Genomic DNA, 15,154 nt, shown 5'->3' with positions numbered 1-15,154 from the left:
TTGATCCCGAGGAGCGGATTGGTCCGTTCATGCAACGATGCTACCAAAAGTGGAAACCGCGCATACAGCCAGTATCCGGGATATGAAAACCTTTCTATTCGGGCAATCCACCAGCAACCATCGCACCAAAATACCGGTCCCGGTCCTCAGTATGCATAAAGGGTGTGTTTCTGTGTGTAGAAACACGGAAGTCCGGCCGGATTTCGAGTAATTTCTTTGCTTCAACCTGTGCATCTTCCAGACGTCCCATTTCAGCAAGAGTTGCGACCAAGATACGGCGCGGAGGAAGCGACTTTGGATAAGTTGAGATACCGGTTTTTGCCAGCAGAATTGCCTGTTTGTAATCTCTGATTAAGAAATGAGAAAGGGCCGCGTTAAAATTGTACCAGCCGGGATAACGCGGGTTGACCTTTTTTGCCTTGTTGTTCCACTCAATCGCTTCGGCTGGCTCACCCATAAGCGACCGTAGAAAGCCCATACCATATAGAACCTCAGGATCATTGGGGTTCTCCCGTATTGCCCGCTGAAATGCCTGGTATGCGAGTTGATGATCGTGGTCAGCAAACAAATGTAGCTGGCCCAAGCGGTGTTGAACGCGATAGTCCGATTGATCCAGTTCTAACGCACGCTGTGCGTGCCTGCGGGCTTTGTTCAGCGCGGTTTCTGGATCGTCCGACCCACCAAAGCGCCAAAGACTAAGGTAGCGACCGCTCAATTCAATATGTGCAGAAAGGTAGTCTGGATCGAGCACTATGGCTCGTTCCAGTAGTTCAATTGCCTCTTGCCGACTCGCAGTATTCAGCAGCTTGCTTTTGGCGACAGCCCTCAGAAAAAGTTCATACGCTTCTAGATCATCGGTTGGCCGTTTCCTAAGCGAAGCGATTTCTTCTTCCTCAACTACAATTTTTAGGGTGGATGCGATTTCCCGAATAAGGTCGGCCTGAGCGGAAAACAATTCTTCGACGCCAACGTCATATTGTTCCGACCATAGAGCGTGCCCCGACTCTGTCTCTATCAGTGTTGAGTTAATCGAAATATTCTCGCCAACGCTCTGAACGCTACCTGACAGAACATATCGCACACCGAGCTCTCGACCTATTTCTCGCGGTTTGGCCAAGCTGTCCGCAAAGGTAATCGAAGTAGAACCAGCGATCACAAATAGCTGTGGAAACTTCGAAAGCTGCGTCGTGATTGCTGCTCCAAAACCTTCTGCCAGATAGCCGACCTCTTCAATTTTTGAGCGGTTCTCAAAGGGCAAAACGACGATGGACGGTTCGTCTGGGATGGCAAGCGCAAACTCCTCTTGTTCGGTCAGGGGTGCCACATCTCTGGATCGCCACCATACGACCGAAACCAGCACCAAACAGATGCATGCTGCACCGATTAGAGTTGGCACCCACTTGGATATCGTTGGTTTTGTATGCGCAATTGGTTTTGATAAAGCCAAAGCCTTGGCCTTGTCATCCAGAACGATTTCGAAGGCTCGGACTGGTCTCTCTATGTTTTTGACTTCGGTCTCACCCAGATCCTCGAAATTCAGATCCAGCTTGTCCTGTACCTGGTCCCTTACGCTGCGGTGAATGCAAATACCTCCAGGCTCAGCCAAGCCTTCAAGTCGAGCGGCGACATTGACGCCATCACCATAAATGTCTCCATCCTCGGCAATCACATCTCCGATATTGATGCCGATCCGAAACACAATTCGTTCGCTTTCTGGAACGTCCGAATTTCGAGAGAGCATTTCGTTTTGAACAGAAACGGCAAATTTCATTGCCTGTACGGTGCTTTCGAACTCCAGTAGAGCACCATCACCTATCAATTTGATCGTCTTGCCACCATAACTCGCCGCAAAGGGGTCAATGAGTTCAGACCGATGCGACTTTAGTGCAGCCAGCGTCGCTGCCTCATCGCGTTCCATCAGTCGCGAGTAGCCCACGACGTCAATACTCAAGATAGTGGTAAGGCGGCGTTCCACTCCCGTTCTCCCCTAGACCCAAGATTATCCATCCTGATCTATTGAATCCATAGTTCTGCTATTCGCCCTATACCAAATCGCATATTTGAGGCGCCGGTCAGGCTTCGACAAAGTCAGATTTTTCATGACGGAGACCAAGCATGGTAACCAATAGACGCTGACACTGTGTGGGCGATGAGGTGGTGCGTGGCGGTGTGGAGTATTCGTCATGCAAGCTTTAAATCTACCCGTCATTCGAGTTGGCCGATCTGCGTGGAACAAAGGTCGGGTTATTGGCCAGAAGCGCCCGCTTTTGCCAAGGCATGTCTGGGCAATACGCGTTCGCTTAGAAATTTCAGAAGATCATAGGAACTTAGCACTCTTCAATTTAGCAATAGATAGTAAGCTCCGTGGTTGCGATCTTGTTCGCCTTAAAGTTGCAGACGTATTTGCCGCTGGACAAGTAAAGGAACGCGCGTCTGTCAACCAAAGCAAGACAAAGATACCCGTTCGTTTTGAAATTAGTAGTGGTACGCGAAACTCGCTTTTGAATTGGCTGAAACAACCTGCGATGAAAAGATCCGAGTACTTGTGGCCAGGGCGTTTTCAGCATCGGCTGCATATTTCTACTCGTCAGTACGCGAGGTTGGTTCAGTCATGGGTCGCTTCGATTGGGCTTGATCCCAGCCAATATGGGACCCATTCAATGCGACGCACAAAAGTGGCGCAGATTTATCGTAGAACAGGTAACTTGCGAGCAGTGCAGCTATTGCTTGGTCACACCAAGATGGACAGTACAGTGCGTTACCTGGGTGTAGACATCGAAGACGCACTCGCCATCGCGGAAGCCACCGAGGTGTGATCCATCAGGCCGCTTTCGAGCGGCCTTTTTTGCGCGAACCCCGAGAGTAGAACTATCAGCCCGAAGCGGACATTCAAAACAAGACCCTGCGAATGTGGCTTCGCGGGACGAAGCGGACTTACGAGGTTCGCAAGATTCTGAGATCGCCCTCAGTCCAGTTGGGACCGACAACGCCAAGGTGAACTGGGCTTCAACTTGAGAATCTATGAGGGCGTGACGTCGCCCCCAATACCGAGATATGCAGCTTCCATTAGTTCGTTTTCACGCTGCACGTTTTGATCCCTAGAGCGGAGTAGATCGGGCAAACGCCAAATAGACCTGTGATGAGTGGGATGATGCCAATAAGCCCCCACATCGTCTGAGGACCGACAAAGATCAAAGACAGCAGCACAAGGCCGAGAATGATACGCAGTGAGCGATCAAGTGTTCCTTCATTTCTGGACATCATTAAATCCTCCTTGGTTGATTGATGCCCAATTCTAACCTTTTGCGTCGTCGACAGACGGTGACAGAGTCACCGTTAACCTGCGGCAACATGTTCCAGTTCCTTGCGATCAAGTATGGCGATGCCGTCCTCATGCTGCTTTACCCAGCCTTTCTTTGCGAACGCCGCCAATCTGCGAGTAACGTAGGCGCGACCTGAGGCTGTTTCGCTTGCGAGTTCGGAGTGGGTTGCCTTCACCCTGCTGTCTGAAGAGGCAAGCCTTATCAACGCCTTGGCGAGCCGCGCATCGAAGTTCGTAAGCGCCACATCTTCAATCAACTGCTGGTACTCCGAAAACCGCGAGGAAACGGACAACATAATCATATCTCGGAACTCAGCGTCCTCGGCGAGCTTGTTTCGAAACTCGTGCGCTAGCACGAGTTGCCCGGTCAGGTCGGTCTCTGCAACACCTTCGGCGCCGTAGGCCTCGTCCTTTATCAGGCATGACAAAGTCTGGAGGCATACATCGCCCGGCGTGACACGATAAAGGACCACTTCGCGTCCGCTCGGGCCTGTAAGCGTTACACGAATTGATCCCTCTGACAGAATGATGAAGCCTGGACATGCTTGACCTGGTTGAAACACTGTTGCGCCCCGTGACGCGGCAAAACTGCGGAGGATACTCATTCTCGCAAATCTCCCAAATTCCCGAAGATTAGAAACTTGTGAATCGATCAATTCAAGCCGGATCGCCTTAGATTCTTCTCGTGTGCAGTTTGGGCTCAGTTTTGCCGTTCTCAGTAGCAATCATAGTTGATTGGAGTAGCCCAATGCGAACGTTTCCGACTGGGCTTTGCAAACTTGGAAAGTCAAAAATTTAAGAACTCGAAAGTCTCAGTTGCCCAAAATCACTTAGCTAGCGCTTCCGATATGCGTTCGACTAGTGCCTTCTGAACTACAGCAAACCTTGGAGTTTGCGAGATTTCTTCTAACGTTGCGACCCACAGCGGAACCTCGATCTTAGGATTCACGTCCTGTGACCGTTTAAGGCGGGTATCCACGTCGCCAAAAAATGACGGCAGAAAGGTTTTACCAGCTCCCGAGGCCGCCATCTGCTGTAGCACCAGAAAACTGTCTGCTCCATTGGTCATTTCGTCGGCGCTTACATTCTGCGCCAGCCATTTGGCAGGAAGTGAACGACTCAACGCCCCGTCTAGCCTCATCCACCTGCGATTGGGGCTACCATCGTCAAAGACACCGAAGGACAGCGTTCCTGCACGCTCCCCGATCAGCCCTTCCCCGAGCTTTATCGAAGGGCGCACAGCAATGTCTGCTGTCAGTCGGGAAAGATCATGGTGGCTGTTCTGGCTTAGCAGAGTCAGGTTCAAACCTGGGTAAAGGCGTGAGATTTCGTTGAGTATTCTAGGGAGAACAATCTGACAAAGACTATCGGTAGACGTAATTCGCACGTGACCCATAGGAGACCGGTTTGCCCCGACAACCGCTCGCTCCACCGACAGCACTGCGTCTTCGACGCTTTCCATTGCAGAAAAGATCGCACTAGCTTCGGGCAGAACGGAATATCCTGACGGGTTTTTTTGAAAAATCCGGCAGCCATTGCGCTCTTCGAAAGCGGCCACTCTGCGCAAGACTGTGGCGTGCGTGACGCCCATGGCCGTTGCGGCTGCATTAAGTGAGCCGTATTTGCTTACCGCCAGCGCGTATCGAATGTCGTCCCAGTTTTCGTTGTTCATAAATTAACAAGAGACGACCAATAACAAACAATTACAAGAAAATTCGTTCAAGCTAACATTCGGAGCATTGAACAGGGAGACACATCATGATGAAGCAGTTCTCAATCTTCGCAGCGGGTCTTTTGTCATTGACCGCAATTGGCACAGCCATCGCCCACGAAAGTGAAAACCCGGCTGTGAAAGCTCGAACCTCAATCATGCAGCTCTATGCCTTCAATCTTGGTACGCTTGGCGGCATGGCCAAAGGCGAGGTGGATTATGACGCCGAGGCCGCAACACGGGCTGCAAACAACCTTGTTGTACTAACGCAGATCGACCAATCCGCAATGTGGCCACAGGGATCTGACAATGTTTCCGATCCGTCCTCCCGAGCGCTACCTGCAATCTGGGAAAACTTCCCTGACGTTGGTGCGAAAGGGCAGGCCATGGCAGACGCCGCTGTTGCGATGCAGGCTGCGGCTGGCCAAGATGTTGATGCCCTGAAAGCGGCTATGGGCGATCTGGGTGGAAGCTGTTCGGCATGTCACAAAGCGTACAGAGCACCGAAAGACTAAATGGTAGAAAGCTGTGAAGCGGTTTTTCCTTTTCACTGCTTTCGTTGCACTTTTGGTTGGGTTGGCCGGTTTGGTGCTGACCCGACCACAAAGAATGGATCGATCTCAACTTGACGGTTTGAACCCAGATCTTGCCAGAGGTGAAATCGTTTTCCACGCCGCAGGATGCGCATCCTGTCATTCAGCGCCGGACGCGGTTGGTGAAGAAAAGCTCATGCTCTCCGGTGGTCGCCGGTTTGAGACGGAGTTTGGCACGTTCATCGCCCCCAACATTTCCAGTCACCCACAAGTCGGTATTGGGTCCTGGTCAGCCATGGATCTGGCCAACGCCTTGATCCATGGGACCGGAGCCGAAGGGCAGCACTATTTTCCAGCGTTTCCCTACACATCTTACACCAACATGTCAGCGGATGACATCGTTTCGCTTCAAGCATTCCTCAGCACTCTGCCACCAGCCACAACTGCAAGCGTTCCGCATGAGGTTCACTTTCCCTTCAACATTCGACGCGGACTGGGGGGATGGAAGCTTTTGTTCATGTCGCCAGGTTGGGTAGTCCAAGGTGATCTGACCAACCAACAAAGGCAAGGCCGGTATCTGGTGGAGGCGTTGGGTCACTGCGCCGAATGCCACACGCCGCGAAATGGCTTAGGTGGTCTGAAACGAGACCTTTGGCTGACAGGTGCACCAAATCCAAACGGGAAAGGTCGCATCCCCGGCCTTACCTCAGACCAGCTTGATTGGTCCGAGGCTGACATCGCCGAGTACTTGAAATCCGGCTTCACGCCGGACTATGACAGCGCAGGTGGCGAGATGGTGGAGGTCATCGAGAACACATCACGCCTCACGGATGAGGATCGTTTGGCGATTGCCGCGTATCTCAAAGCTGTTCCCGTTTCGTCGACGCGGCTTCCATCTGAGTAACAGTCGTTTGGCGCCATGCCGCGGGGATCTGATGCTGTCGCCGGTAGGAAGCCGTAAGGCCTATTCCCTTTTCATCAAACACCTGTTTTAGGTTTTGAACGTCGGAGCTCACCAAACAACCGAGTTTCTGTTCATGATTGACTGAGGGTCGTGGCCAAATGACACAAAAAATCGCTCTTTGGTCCATTCCGATATCCATTGCCGTACTGGCTCTGAAACTTCTCGCTTGGTGGCTGACAGGCTCGGTCGCGTTGTTGTCGGACGCAATGGAATCTACCGTGAATGTCGTTGCGGCGTTGCTGGCATACTTTGCGGTTCGGGTTGCCAATAAACCCCCTGATGAAAACCACCCCTTTGGTCACAAAAAGGCCGAGTATCTTTCCGCTGTCGTCGAGGGCGTACTGATTGTGCTGGCGGCGTTCTTGATCATCAGAGAAGCTGTATTGGCACTCCCAAACCCGCATCTTGAGGATGCGCCGCTTCTTGGAATCGTCGTCAACGTCGTTGCAACGGGCGTGAATGGCGCATGGGCCTGCCTATTGCTCAAAATCGGCAGGCGCGAGGGTTCGCCTGCATTGGAGGCAAGCTCCCGGCACATTTTTACAGATGTCATGACTTCAGTTGGTGTCATCGCAGGTCTGATACTGGCGCTTGCCACCGGCTGGTTGATCCTCGACCCAATCTTGGCAATTCTTGTTGCGCTGAACATCTTGTGGGAGGGCTGGAAAGTTATTCGGGCGTCCGTCGATGGCCTCATGGATGCGACCCTTTCGGATCATGACTTGCAGACCGTTTCTAATGCAATCGAAGCAAATCTCGGCGCAGCCTTAGAGTACCACGACCTCAAAGGGCGCAGGTCCGCAAATGTCATCTTCGTGGAGTTTCATCTTGTTGTGGACGGCACGATGCCAGTCAGCGCGGCACACGATATATGCAACGACATCGAGGAAGAATTGGAGCGTTTGTACCCGGGTTCGGTCTTTGTCATTCATCTCGAACCTGATGACGAATTGAAGGGTGACGGAGTTAGATCCCACTAAACTGGTCATTTGGCTCTACAAAAACACTATCGGCTTGACTGATCTGATTAAGACGTTCGGCTTGAAATTCGTCAGACTTAAGCCCGATGTGGGACAGCCGAACCAGAAGTAACCTGTCTCCAACGTCACGAAACGTGATGCTCAGAATTGGAGGCGAAAATGAAAATTCAAAGAAAGCTGGGTCAACTTCTTAGTACAGCGGCGTTGGCTTCGTTGATTGCGGCGACGCCTTATGTGCCAGCGTTTGATGCCGATGGTCGCCTACACTTTGAACCGTCATATGCCTTTGCCAAGAGCGGCAGGGGAAGCGACGGGGATGGTCGCGACGACAGAGATGATGACCGAGACGACAACTCAGGGTCCGGTAGCAGCGGCCGAGACGATGACCGGGATGATGATCGTGATGACGATAGAGATGATGATCGCGACGACGACAGAGATGATGACCGTGATGACAATTCGGGGTCAGGAAAAAGTGGTCGCGACGACGATGATGATGACGATGATGACTCCAAACGTTCCAATGAAGCTAGCGGAAAGAAGGATCGGTCTCAAGCAGGGGGCAAACCGTCGGGTTCGGCGGGGATAACGAAGGTCGAAACAAGCGCTAACGGCATTGAAGTGCGTTACGCCGACGGAACCAAGGAAGAGATCGAAAACGGTCGGTATGAGAGAAAGAATGCTCAGAACCGAACCGTTGAGGAGCGCCCCGCGACTGGCGCTGACGTCTCTAGGCTTCGGTCTTTAGCGAATGGTATCTCAATCGACAGCGTGCGTTCCTCTGGGCAAGGCGGCACTGCCGGAAGTCGGCCCACGAAAGTGGAAATCCAAGGCAACAACATCGAAGTTAACTATGCCAATGGTTGGAAGGAAGAGATCGAGTTCGGGCGCTACGAGTTGAAAGACCCGTACAACCGGACTGTTGTTGAGAGAAACGCAACGGCATCTGATCGCCGGAGGCTACAGGCGGTTGCTAACTGAACAGCAACTCCAGTCGAAGATTCGTTGGCGGCTTCTCTTGGTGAGGGCCGCCATCGTCTTGAAAGAAAAAGAAGTTATTCTGCTTTGTTCCATACATCATGGGCGATGATTGCAGCCTCTACCCGATTTCGCGCATGAAGCTTGGACAGGATTGCCGTCATGTAGTGCTTCACGGTCTTTTCCTGAAGGTCTAACTCGTCAGCGATTTCACGATTGCTCAGTCCTTTGGCCACGCGTCGAAGTATTTCTTCCTCACGATGCGTAAGGTCATCGAGAATGCTGCTGTTAATAGACATGCCGGTGTCAGCATTGATTTGCAGCAATACCCGCGAGGCCAAGCCCGGAGAAACGAACCCTTCACCTGCGGCGATGCTGCGTAAGGAAGCGGTTAGTTCGCTCGCGGTTACTCCCTTCACAATGTACCCAATAGCGCCCGCCTCCAAGGCGTCCGCGACATCGCTGCTGTTCTCTGAGACCGTCAAGATTGCAATGACGGGTGGATTTTCCATTGCCGCAATTTTACGTGTCGCGCTTATCCCGCCACCGGGCATCGAGAGGTCAAGAATAGCTATGTCCGGCTGATGCGTGCCGACCAGCGACACTGCCTCTTCAGCATTGGAACCGGCAGCCAAAACTTTGAAACCATCAGCTTCATCTAGTGTGCGTCGCAAACCATCCCTGAATATCGGGTGATCATCAGCTATTACGACGGATGTAGTCATGATGTGCCTAACTTTCTGGGAAAGAGTGTCATAGCAATGGTGGTGCCTTCGCCCGGTCTCGATACGACTTCAAACTTGCCGCCAATGCTCTCGACTCGATCTCGCAAGCCCATAAGCCCCTGGCCTCCATCGTCACGCAATGCGGATTCTTCTGACTTTCTAAATCCAGGCCCGTCGTCTTTGACCTTTATAATTATGCGGTCGGTTTGCACCTCAGAAGTAACAGTGCAGTTGGAATCTGGGGCATACCTCGCGGCATTGGAAAGCGTTTCCTGAAGGAACCGAAAAATGCACAGCTTGTCGGACAATGACAACTCTGGGGCCTGGCTACCCAAGAACGAAATCTCCGGTCGCAACGGGCTGTGTTCGGCGTGATCCTCCACTGCTCTCTTCACAACATCGGCGAATGACAGGCTGTCGATATCTGGCGCGGACAGCCCTCGCGATATTGCACGAATTTCAGCAAGAGATTTTTGCAGGGATTGCTGAATTTCCTCTGCCTCTTTAGGTCTTTCGGACCCTTTGGAAAACGCCGCCTCCAGTCTAAGGGCGGCGAGCGACAGGTATTGCGCAGGGCCATCATGTAGCTCAGCTCCAAGATTCTTGAGGAACCGATCTGTTTGCGTGGCATATCTTTCTGACGCCTCGACCACACGCGACCGCAGCAGCGCATTCTGCTCAGCCATCCTCTCACTTTCTGTCAGGCGCTGTTTAAGAAGAGCCCCCTGTCGTCGAATTGTTTTGTCGCCAATTGCAACGATGGAATACAGAACAATCGTACATGCCAGAAATGCGGAACCGACGACCAACCAACTTGTTCGCCTGGCCTGGGCTAAGTCTAACTCAAGCTGATCAGCTCTTTCGTAGAACTCAGCAACTGCGATGATTTCGCCGGACCAGAGTTCGCGGATGGGGCTGTAAACTTCAAGTAATGGTATTCCCAATGCCGCCTCTGCGGCGCTTTCGGCATGATCAAGCTCTTCGAAAGAGCCGGAGATATCACCGCTCCACGCCCGCCTTAAGTCATCTGTTGGATTGAAACTGTTTCCAATGATGTCTGTATCCGAGGCATGCGCAATCACACCGCCTTGCTTCCAGAATTTGTAGGAAACGATGCGGTCACGCATTGGTTGGGTCATAAAAATCTCGTCCAGCGCCAGACTCGCTTGCTCTGAAAGGCGATCGCCATGTGCCAATTCCTGGCTGAGCGGGGATACTACGCTTTCCATATATAGAGCCGCAGAGTTAGCGGAGTTTTGCACGACTGCGTTCTGGATTCGATTTGACACCCACACCCCGACGATTGCAGTAGCAGTGCCCATCACAACGATGCTGGCCGCAAGAAACACTCGCGACAACGACCAATTGCCAATCGTCAGGTCAGCTACTTTCACTCTCATCGTGAAATCGACTATGAACGACAATCTGTTACCGCACCACAGACCTTGGTCTGACGCGATCTGGCTAAATCTCAGACTCTTTGCTTCCGCCCAGCGGCAAGAGTCAGATTTCATCCATCGTTCTAAGTCTTTGCAGCATCGGGCATTGAACGTTTCCGCTATCACAATTGGCCGTAAGCTCACTCAAGGCGCGCTCCAGACGTCTGAGCTCATCAATCTTGCTTCGAACGCTGGCAATGTGTGCCTCGGCCAGTTCTTTCACTGATCGGCAGTCTTCGGTACTTCCTTCTGACAGCTCCAAAAGCGCCTTTGCGTCAGATAGAGGAAACCCCAGGTCGCGGCATTTCTTCAAAAACCGAAGTCTACCCACATCGTTTGCTGAATAGAGGCGACGATTGTTCAGAGCTCGTGCGGGTCTTGGTACGATACCTTCGCGTTCGTAGTAGCGGATAGTTTCTATGCCGACCCCGCTTTGCCGAGAAGCCTCACCTATCGCAATCATGTGAAGTGCCTCCACTTGATCCTGTAGTTACTACAGGAGTTATACGCTCTGAATGCCGGTGCCTCAACACAATCAAATCGAGTACCTCGGGAGCAGAAGATGAAGAAATATGTGAGCCTCAGCTACTTGGGATCGGTTTCCGCTTTGGGGGTCGCGACATGCTGTGTTCTTCCAATGGCCATGATGTTGCTCGGCTTGGGTGGCAGTTGGTTGGCGATATTCGGAAAAATTGCGGCAGCAAGCTACTATGTTCTCGCCATCTCAACAGTGCTGGTCGCGGTTTCGTGGTTCGTAGCGCATCGAAACGGGACGTTGGCAAATCTGAAATGGTGGCTTGTCGGAAGCACGGCGATCACCGCGCTGGCATGGGTCCTCGTGTTCAATGAGGCGCAAATCAACAATTATCTAATCATGCAGATGTGAGACAATGACAAAACAAACTGTGGTGCTAGATAGCATTTTGACCTGCCCTGAATGCGGGCACATTGAAACCGAGAAAATGCCAACTGACTCGTGCCAGTGGTTTTATGAATGCAAATCATGCAAGGCAGTCTTGAAACCATTGGAAGGCGATTGCTGTGTTTTTTGTTCCTACGCAACTGTCCCGTGCCCGCCAATTCAGTTAGGCGACTTCTGTTGTGGATAAGCGGGCCGCAACCGCAACATCCGAGAAAGGTAGTGATTGTCCGCACTGGCTCGTCCGCCAAAGTTTGCAAAGTCAGCTTTCTGCGCACAGCTGCCGTTGGTTGAGAGAGCGACGAATGGCAGCAGTCCGCCCATTCTGTTAAAAAACAACCTATTGCTGGCGCAGAATGCGATAATCTGAACACGGCGCAAACGCCTTTCTAATCAGGCTTTTCGTGTTTGCTGCGGTGCGGGAAGGCTTTGGCCGAGATATTGTTACCGGGCAGCGACCGTTCAAAAGTGCACTTCATCCGGACATGGGCAGTTGCACCCGCGCTTCAATGGGGACGACAAGAGGAAACCACCTAAGCGGTCGCATCTGTACTCCGGCAGCATTTCTGATTTCGCTGACAATGTGACACTCAGAGAGAGGTATCTTGATTTTTATGATGTGAGCGAGGGAACCCAGACAACCAAAAAAAATTTGACGTAGCGTGTTTATGGGAGGATCCAACCACCGCGACGCGGCGGCGCCAGAACCCTTCCCCTTATTCATGCGTCGAGAAACCTAGGACTTCGATATTCTAGGGATCTGGCGAACGGGCTTGAGCGAGGCGCTGAGCCATTCCTCGCCCACTTGCGTGATCGGGCCCATTGTTTGCAACTCAGCACCCATCAGACAGATCCAGCAGTTGCTGGTCTCCATTTTTTCAAACCCGAATTGTCCCTTCGACTCACGCTCTGGCCGACCACAACAGAGCCGATAACTATGGCTGCTCCTATAGACTGAGTGAGGCTAAGCGTTTGTCCCAAGTATACCCAGCCGAGCACGACAGCTGTTACAGGACTCATCATGCCGAGCATCGAGACTGCACTGGGCTCCAGGCGCGCAATGCCACGAAACCAAAGAGCATAGGTAGCTGCAGCACCAATCAACCCAAGCCAAATAAGGCCTGCGACATTTGTCGCGCTGAGCGCCGGCAGAGGCGGCTCAAGGAACAGTGCGACTGGCAGCAGTATCAAACCACCGGCTGTTAATTGCCACGCTGTGAAACTCAGCGCCGAGACCGGAGGTTGCCATTTCCGGCTGAGAACAGTGCCAGCAGCCATTGACGCGGCTCCTCCCAAACCCGCTGCTATACCGATCCAATCAAGTTGTGCTTCTGGTCCGATCAGCAGCAGAGACACACCCATTACGCCAGTCGCGGCGGCGCCGAGAGCACCAAGTCGGATTGGGGTTCCGAGCCATCCCCACGCCATCAAAATCACGATCATCGCTTGCAACGATCCTAGGGTGGCGGCCACACCACCGGGTAACCTATACGCAGCAACGAAGAGGAGCACCCAGAACAGAGCGAAATTGAGGCTGCCTAAGACGAAAACTCGACCAAGCCATTCGCGTGGTGGAACGCAGCGCGTCACTGCAAGCAACAACAAGCCAGCAGGCAGAGCTCGTAACGCAGCCAGGGTAATCGGATAGCCAGCCGGGAGCGCTTCGGTAGTTACCAGATAAGTGCTTCCCCATACCGCTGGGGCGAGTGAGGTGAGAAGAATATCGGTTGAGCGTGACATGGTATGTCTCCGGGCAAAGGCGTTTGAGAATTTGAGTGAGACGTCAGAGCAGCGCAGGTTACGCTGCTTCCGCTTGCAGGTTTGATCCAGCGAGGCACGCTGTAATCCTTGCAACATGAGCGCCCTGGAACCGCGCTCCGGCCAAGTCAGTTTCGGTAGGCGTGCGGGAACCATCAGCACCGGCGATCGTTCCGGCACCATATGGTGCGCCGCCAATGATTTCTTCTGATGTAGTCTGGCCAGCAAATGTGTAGGGCATTCCGGCAATCAGCATCCCAAAGTGTTGAAGCGGGACTTGCGTTGTCAGAAGGGTGGCCTCATGCCCACCGTGTTGCGAACCTGTTGATGCAAAGACCGCCCCGACTTTACCAACCAGTGCGTTCCTGGCCCAAAGCCCGCCAGCCTGGTCAAGGAAGGACTTCATTTGGCCAGCCATCATGCCAAATCGGGTTGGTGTTCCTAAAATTATTGCATCATAGTTTTCCAGATCTGCCGGTAAGGCGACAGGCGTATCATCCACGAAATAGCCACTCTGCTGGCGGACTTCTTCAGGGACGGTTTCGGGCACACGCCGAACGTCAACTTCGGTGCCGGGAACACTTCTGGCGCCTTCAGCTTCGGCATTGGCCAATGTGCGGACGTGGCCATAGCTTGAGTAGTAGAGAACGAGAATACGTGACATAGGATACCTCTCAGGGCTGCGACTTGTTCCCTGAGAGAATGGAATTTGTTGCGCCGCTAATTAAGGCGCGCTCTTTGACATCACTCTTTACCTGTATTGAATAATGTCAGGACCTGAGAGCCAAGCGCAGATGATCAAGAAAGGCTGTGACCTTGGCGTCCATTCCCAAGCGAGATGCTGTAACGGCGAATACTTCTGGCGCAGGCAGTTCGTGGTCATGAAGAACTCGCACCAAGGCCCCGCTGGCTTCGGGAGCATCAGAGACGAACTCGGGCAGTGTTCCGATGCCTTGCCCCGCTATCAGTAGATCCCGCAAAACGAGGCTGTTGCCGACGCGCACGCGCGGATCAAGCTCTAATGTTGTGACACCTTCGGCGGCCGAGAGCTTCCAGCTCGTCAAATGATCAGCAAGCAAAAAGCCAATGATCGCGTGGTTTTTCAGATCCGCCGGCTGGGTCGGTGTCCCGCATCGCTCCAAATAGTCAGGAGACGCAAAAATCCGCTGTCGCATCACGCCGATCCGTCGCGCAACAAGGGCCGAGTCCGGCATCGCGGCTCGGATTCGTATCGACAGATCGAACCCGCCCTCGACCATATCGATCACCTTGTCGTCCATCGAAAGAGTAAATCGCAGATCTGGATAGGTTTCCAAGAACTCTGGAAGCATCGGTGCGATAACGGTTTGGCCGAAGGAACCTGATGCATTCACCCGAAGATGGCCACGCATCGCTTTTGAGCCTTCCCTGATGGTCTGTTCCGTTTTTTCGACCGCGTCGAGAATTCCAATTGCATCTTGGTAATAGAGACTGCCGGTGTCAGTCAGCGACATAGATCGGGTCGTTCTGGTCAGAAGGACGGTTCCCAGACTTTCCTCCAAAAGCTTGATTTCTCTGCTGAGAAGCGCAGGAGATACACCAAGGTCTTCCGCCGCACGGGCAAAGCTACCGCGTTCGACGATGCGGCGAAAAGCTTGCATGACTGACAGTTTGTCCAAGTTATCACCCTTCGAAAAAGCTGCTTTTGACGTGTTACGCGATAGATCGGGTCTATGACATGCCCAAACTCACATTCTTTCAGGTTGAGCTGATCCAGTTCAATTCTGCTTGCGGAGCATCCATCACACCTGTGAACTAGAGCTCGGGAACAGTTTTTGGTTCTGAG

At 52.7% G+C, this 15,154-nt stretch carries 17 protein-coding genes; 7 read left to right on the top strand and 10 right to left on the bottom strand.

Annotated features, from left to right (window positions below; genetic code table 11):
- Nucleotides 1–94: 94 nt before the first annotated feature.
- On the bottom strand, nt 95–1,975 hold the full coding sequence (locus tag GS630_RS01510; RefSeq protein ID WP_171711830.1) for a tetratricopeptide repeat protein: 1,881 nt from the start codon (nt 1,973–1,975) through the stop codon (nt 95–97).
- A gap of 208 nt (nt 1,976–2,183) precedes the next feature.
- Here GS630_RS01510 and GS630_RS01505 point away from each other — a divergent pair, with 208 nt between their 5' ends.
- Complete coding sequence (locus GS630_RS01505) at nt 2,184–2,816, top strand: tyrosine-type recombinase/integrase (RefSeq protein WP_170465021.1); 633 nt, start codon at nt 2,184–2,186, stop codon at nt 2,814–2,816.
- Nucleotides 2,817–3,066: 250 nt separating this feature from the next.
- On the opposite strand, the gene GS630_RS01500 is transcribed toward GS630_RS01505, so the two are convergent.
- The 3 genes from GS630_RS01500 to GS630_RS01490 all read right to left on the bottom strand — a co-directional run bounded on the left by GS630_RS01500 (nt 3,067) and on the right by GS630_RS01490 (nt 4,994).
- The gene (locus GS630_RS01500) at nt 3,067–3,261 is read right to left on the bottom strand and encodes a DUF2892 domain-containing protein (RefSeq protein WP_170702973.1); all 195 of its coding nucleotides are present in this window, start codon (nt 3,259–3,261) and stop codon (nt 3,067–3,069) included.
- A gap of 75 nt (nt 3,262–3,336) precedes the next feature.
- Nucleotides 3,337–3,927 carry a Crp/Fnr family transcriptional regulator gene (locus tag GS630_RS01495; RefSeq protein ID WP_171621223.1) on the bottom strand — a complete coding sequence of 197 codons (591 nt, stop codon included), beginning with the start codon at nt 3,925–3,927 and terminating at the stop codon, nt 3,337–3,339.
- Nucleotides 3,928–4,148: 221 nt separating this feature from the next.
- A complete protein-coding gene (locus tag GS630_RS01490) occupies nt 4,149–4,994 on the bottom strand; it encodes a LysR family transcriptional regulator (protein ID WP_171621224.1) in 846 nt (281 codons plus the stop codon).
- An 86-nt stretch (nt 4,995–5,080) separates the two neighbouring features.
- Here GS630_RS01490 and GS630_RS01485 point away from each other — a divergent pair, with 86 nt between their 5' ends.
- The 4 genes from GS630_RS01485 (at nt 5,081) to GS630_RS22250 (ending at nt 8,491) form a co-directional block, all read left to right on the top strand.
- A complete protein-coding gene (locus GS630_RS01485; RefSeq protein ID WP_171091444.1) occupies nt 5,081–5,548 on the top strand; it encodes a cytochrome c in 468 nt (155 codons plus the stop codon).
- Between the two features lie 94 nt (nt 5,549–5,642).
- On the top strand, nt 5,643–6,470 hold the full coding sequence (locus GS630_RS01480) for a cytochrome c (protein WP_171621225.1): 828 nt from the start codon (nt 5,643–5,645) through the stop codon (nt 6,468–6,470).
- 158 nt (nt 6,471–6,628) lie between these two features.
- Complete coding sequence (locus GS630_RS01475; RefSeq protein WP_171237981.1) at nt 6,629–7,510, top strand: cation diffusion facilitator family transporter; 882 nt, start codon at nt 6,629–6,631, stop codon at nt 7,508–7,510.
- A gap of 159 nt (nt 7,511–7,669) precedes the next feature.
- Nucleotides 7,670–8,491, top strand: coding sequence for a hypothetical protein (locus tag GS630_RS22250; RefSeq protein ID WP_216599839.1), 822 nt, complete (start codon nt 7,670–7,672; stop codon nt 8,489–8,491).
- A 74-nt stretch (nt 8,492–8,565) separates the two neighbouring features.
- Here GS630_RS22250 and GS630_RS01460 read toward each other — a convergent pair whose 3' ends face one another.
- From GS630_RS01460 to GS630_RS01450, 3 genes are read right to left on the bottom strand one after another with little or no spacing between them, the layout of a single operon-like run.
- Complete coding sequence (locus GS630_RS01460; RefSeq protein WP_171091450.1) at nt 8,566–9,213, bottom strand: response regulator transcription factor; 648 nt, start codon at nt 9,211–9,213, stop codon at nt 8,566–8,568.
- The gene (locus tag GS630_RS01455) at nt 9,210–10,727 is read right to left on the bottom strand and encodes a sensor histidine kinase (RefSeq protein ID WP_171621226.1); all 1,518 of its coding nucleotides are present in this window, start codon (nt 10,725–10,727) and stop codon (nt 9,210–9,212) included. The genes GS630_RS01460 and GS630_RS01455 overlap by 4 nt, the downstream gene beginning before the upstream one ends.
- The gene (locus GS630_RS01450) at nt 10,717–11,115 is read right to left on the bottom strand and encodes a MerR family transcriptional regulator (protein WP_171091453.1); all 399 of its coding nucleotides are present in this window, start codon (nt 11,113–11,115) and stop codon (nt 10,717–10,719) included. Before GS630_RS01450 ends, GS630_RS01455 begins: the two co-directional genes overlap by 11 nt.
- Nucleotides 11,116–11,214: 99 nt before the next feature.
- Between GS630_RS01450 and GS630_RS01445 the strand changes: the two genes are divergently transcribed.
- Together GS630_RS01445 and GS630_RS22330 are read left to right on the top strand one after the other, a co-directional pair.
- Complete coding sequence (locus tag GS630_RS01445) at nt 11,215–11,538, top strand: hypothetical protein (protein WP_171091455.1); 324 nt, start codon at nt 11,215–11,217, stop codon at nt 11,536–11,538.
- A 4-nt stretch (nt 11,539–11,542) separates the two neighbouring features.
- Nucleotides 11,543–11,761 (top strand): GDCCVxC domain-containing (seleno)protein, encoded by a 219-nt coding sequence (locus GS630_RS22330; protein WP_253285940.1) that lies wholly within the window; start codon nt 11,543–11,545, stop codon nt 11,759–11,761.
- A 653-nt stretch (nt 11,762–12,414) separates the two neighbouring features.
- Here the strand turns inward: GS630_RS22330 and GS630_RS01440 are convergent.
- The 3 genes from GS630_RS01440 to GS630_RS01430 all read right to left on the bottom strand — a co-directional run bounded on the left by GS630_RS01440 (nt 12,415) and on the right by GS630_RS01430 (nt 14,987).
- Nucleotides 12,415–13,311: an EamA family transporter gene (locus tag GS630_RS01440; RefSeq protein WP_171711828.1), complete on the bottom strand. Its 897-nt coding sequence runs from the start codon at nt 13,309–13,311 to the stop codon at nt 12,415–12,417.
- Between the two features lie 58 nt (nt 13,312–13,369).
- Nucleotides 13,370–13,993 carry an NAD(P)H:quinone oxidoreductase gene (wrbA, locus tag GS630_RS01435; RefSeq protein WP_171711826.1) on the bottom strand — a complete coding sequence of 208 codons (624 nt, stop codon included), beginning with the start codon at nt 13,991–13,993 and terminating at the stop codon, nt 13,370–13,372.
- A gap of 106 nt (nt 13,994–14,099) precedes the next feature.
- On the bottom strand, nt 14,100–14,987 hold the full coding sequence (locus GS630_RS01430; RefSeq protein WP_171711825.1) for a LysR family transcriptional regulator: 888 nt from the start codon (nt 14,985–14,987) through the stop codon (nt 14,100–14,102).
- Nucleotides 14,988–15,154 lie beyond the last annotated feature (167 nt).

This window comes from Ruegeria sp. HKCCD7303 (assembly GCF_013111185.1).
Lineage (GTDB): Bacteria > Pseudomonadota > Alphaproteobacteria > Rhodobacterales > Rhodobacteraceae > Ruegeria.
The sequence above is the reverse complement of the archived record's forward strand: the minus strand, read 5'-3'. Positions and strand labels throughout refer to the sequence as shown.

Bases quoted from the DNA above. Each gene is read 5' to 3' on its own strand.
- GS630_RS01505 (WP_170465021.1), top strand. From the start codon at position 2,184: ATGCAAGCTTTAAATCTACCCGTCATTCGAGTTGGCCGATCTGCGTGG.
- GS630_RS01500 (WP_170702973.1), bottom strand. From the start codon at position 3,261: ATGTCCAGAAATGAAGGAACACTTGATCGCTCACTGCGTATCATTCTC.
- GS630_RS01495 (WP_171621223.1), bottom strand. From the start codon at position 3,927: ATGAGTATCCTCCGCAGTTTTGCCGCGTCACGGGGCGCAACAGTGTTT.
- GS630_RS01490 (WP_171621224.1), bottom strand. From the start codon at position 4,994: ATGAACAACGAAAACTGGGACGACATTCGATACGCGCTGGCGGTAAGC.
- GS630_RS01485 (WP_171091444.1), top strand. From the start codon at position 5,081: ATGATGAAGCAGTTCTCAATCTTCGCAGCGGGTCTTTTGTCATTGACC.
- GS630_RS01480 (WP_171621225.1), top strand. From the start codon at position 5,643: ATGGATCGATCTCAACTTGACGGTTTGAACCCAGATCTTGCCAGAGGT.
- GS630_RS01475 (WP_171237981.1), top strand. From the start codon at position 6,629: ATGACACAAAAAATCGCTCTTTGGTCCATTCCGATATCCATTGCCGTA.
- GS630_RS22250 (WP_216599839.1), top strand. From the start codon at position 7,670: ATGAAAATTCAAAGAAAGCTGGGTCAACTTCTTAGTACAGCGGCGTTG.
- GS630_RS01460 (WP_171091450.1), bottom strand. From the start codon at position 9,213: ATGACTACATCCGTCGTAATAGCTGATGATCACCCGATATTCAGGGAT.
- GS630_RS01455 (WP_171621226.1), bottom strand. From the start codon at position 10,727: ATGAAATCTGACTCTTGCCGCTGGGCGGAAGCAAAGAGTCTGAGATTT.
- GS630_RS01450 (WP_171091453.1), bottom strand. From the start codon at position 11,115: ATGATTGCGATAGGTGAGGCTTCTCGGCAAAGCGGGGTCGGCATAGAA.
- GS630_RS01445 (WP_171091455.1), top strand. From the start codon at position 11,215: ATGAAGAAATATGTGAGCCTCAGCTACTTGGGATCGGTTTCCGCTTTG.
- GS630_RS22330 (WP_253285940.1), top strand. From the start codon at position 11,543: ATGACAAAACAAACTGTGGTGCTAGATAGCATTTTGACCTGCCCTGAA.
- GS630_RS01440 (WP_171711828.1), bottom strand. From the start codon at position 13,311: ATGTCACGCTCAACCGATATTCTTCTCACCTCACTCGCCCCAGCGGTA.
- wrbA (WP_171711826.1), bottom strand. From the start codon at position 13,993: ATGTCACGTATTCTCGTTCTCTACTACTCAAGCTATGGCCACGTCCGC.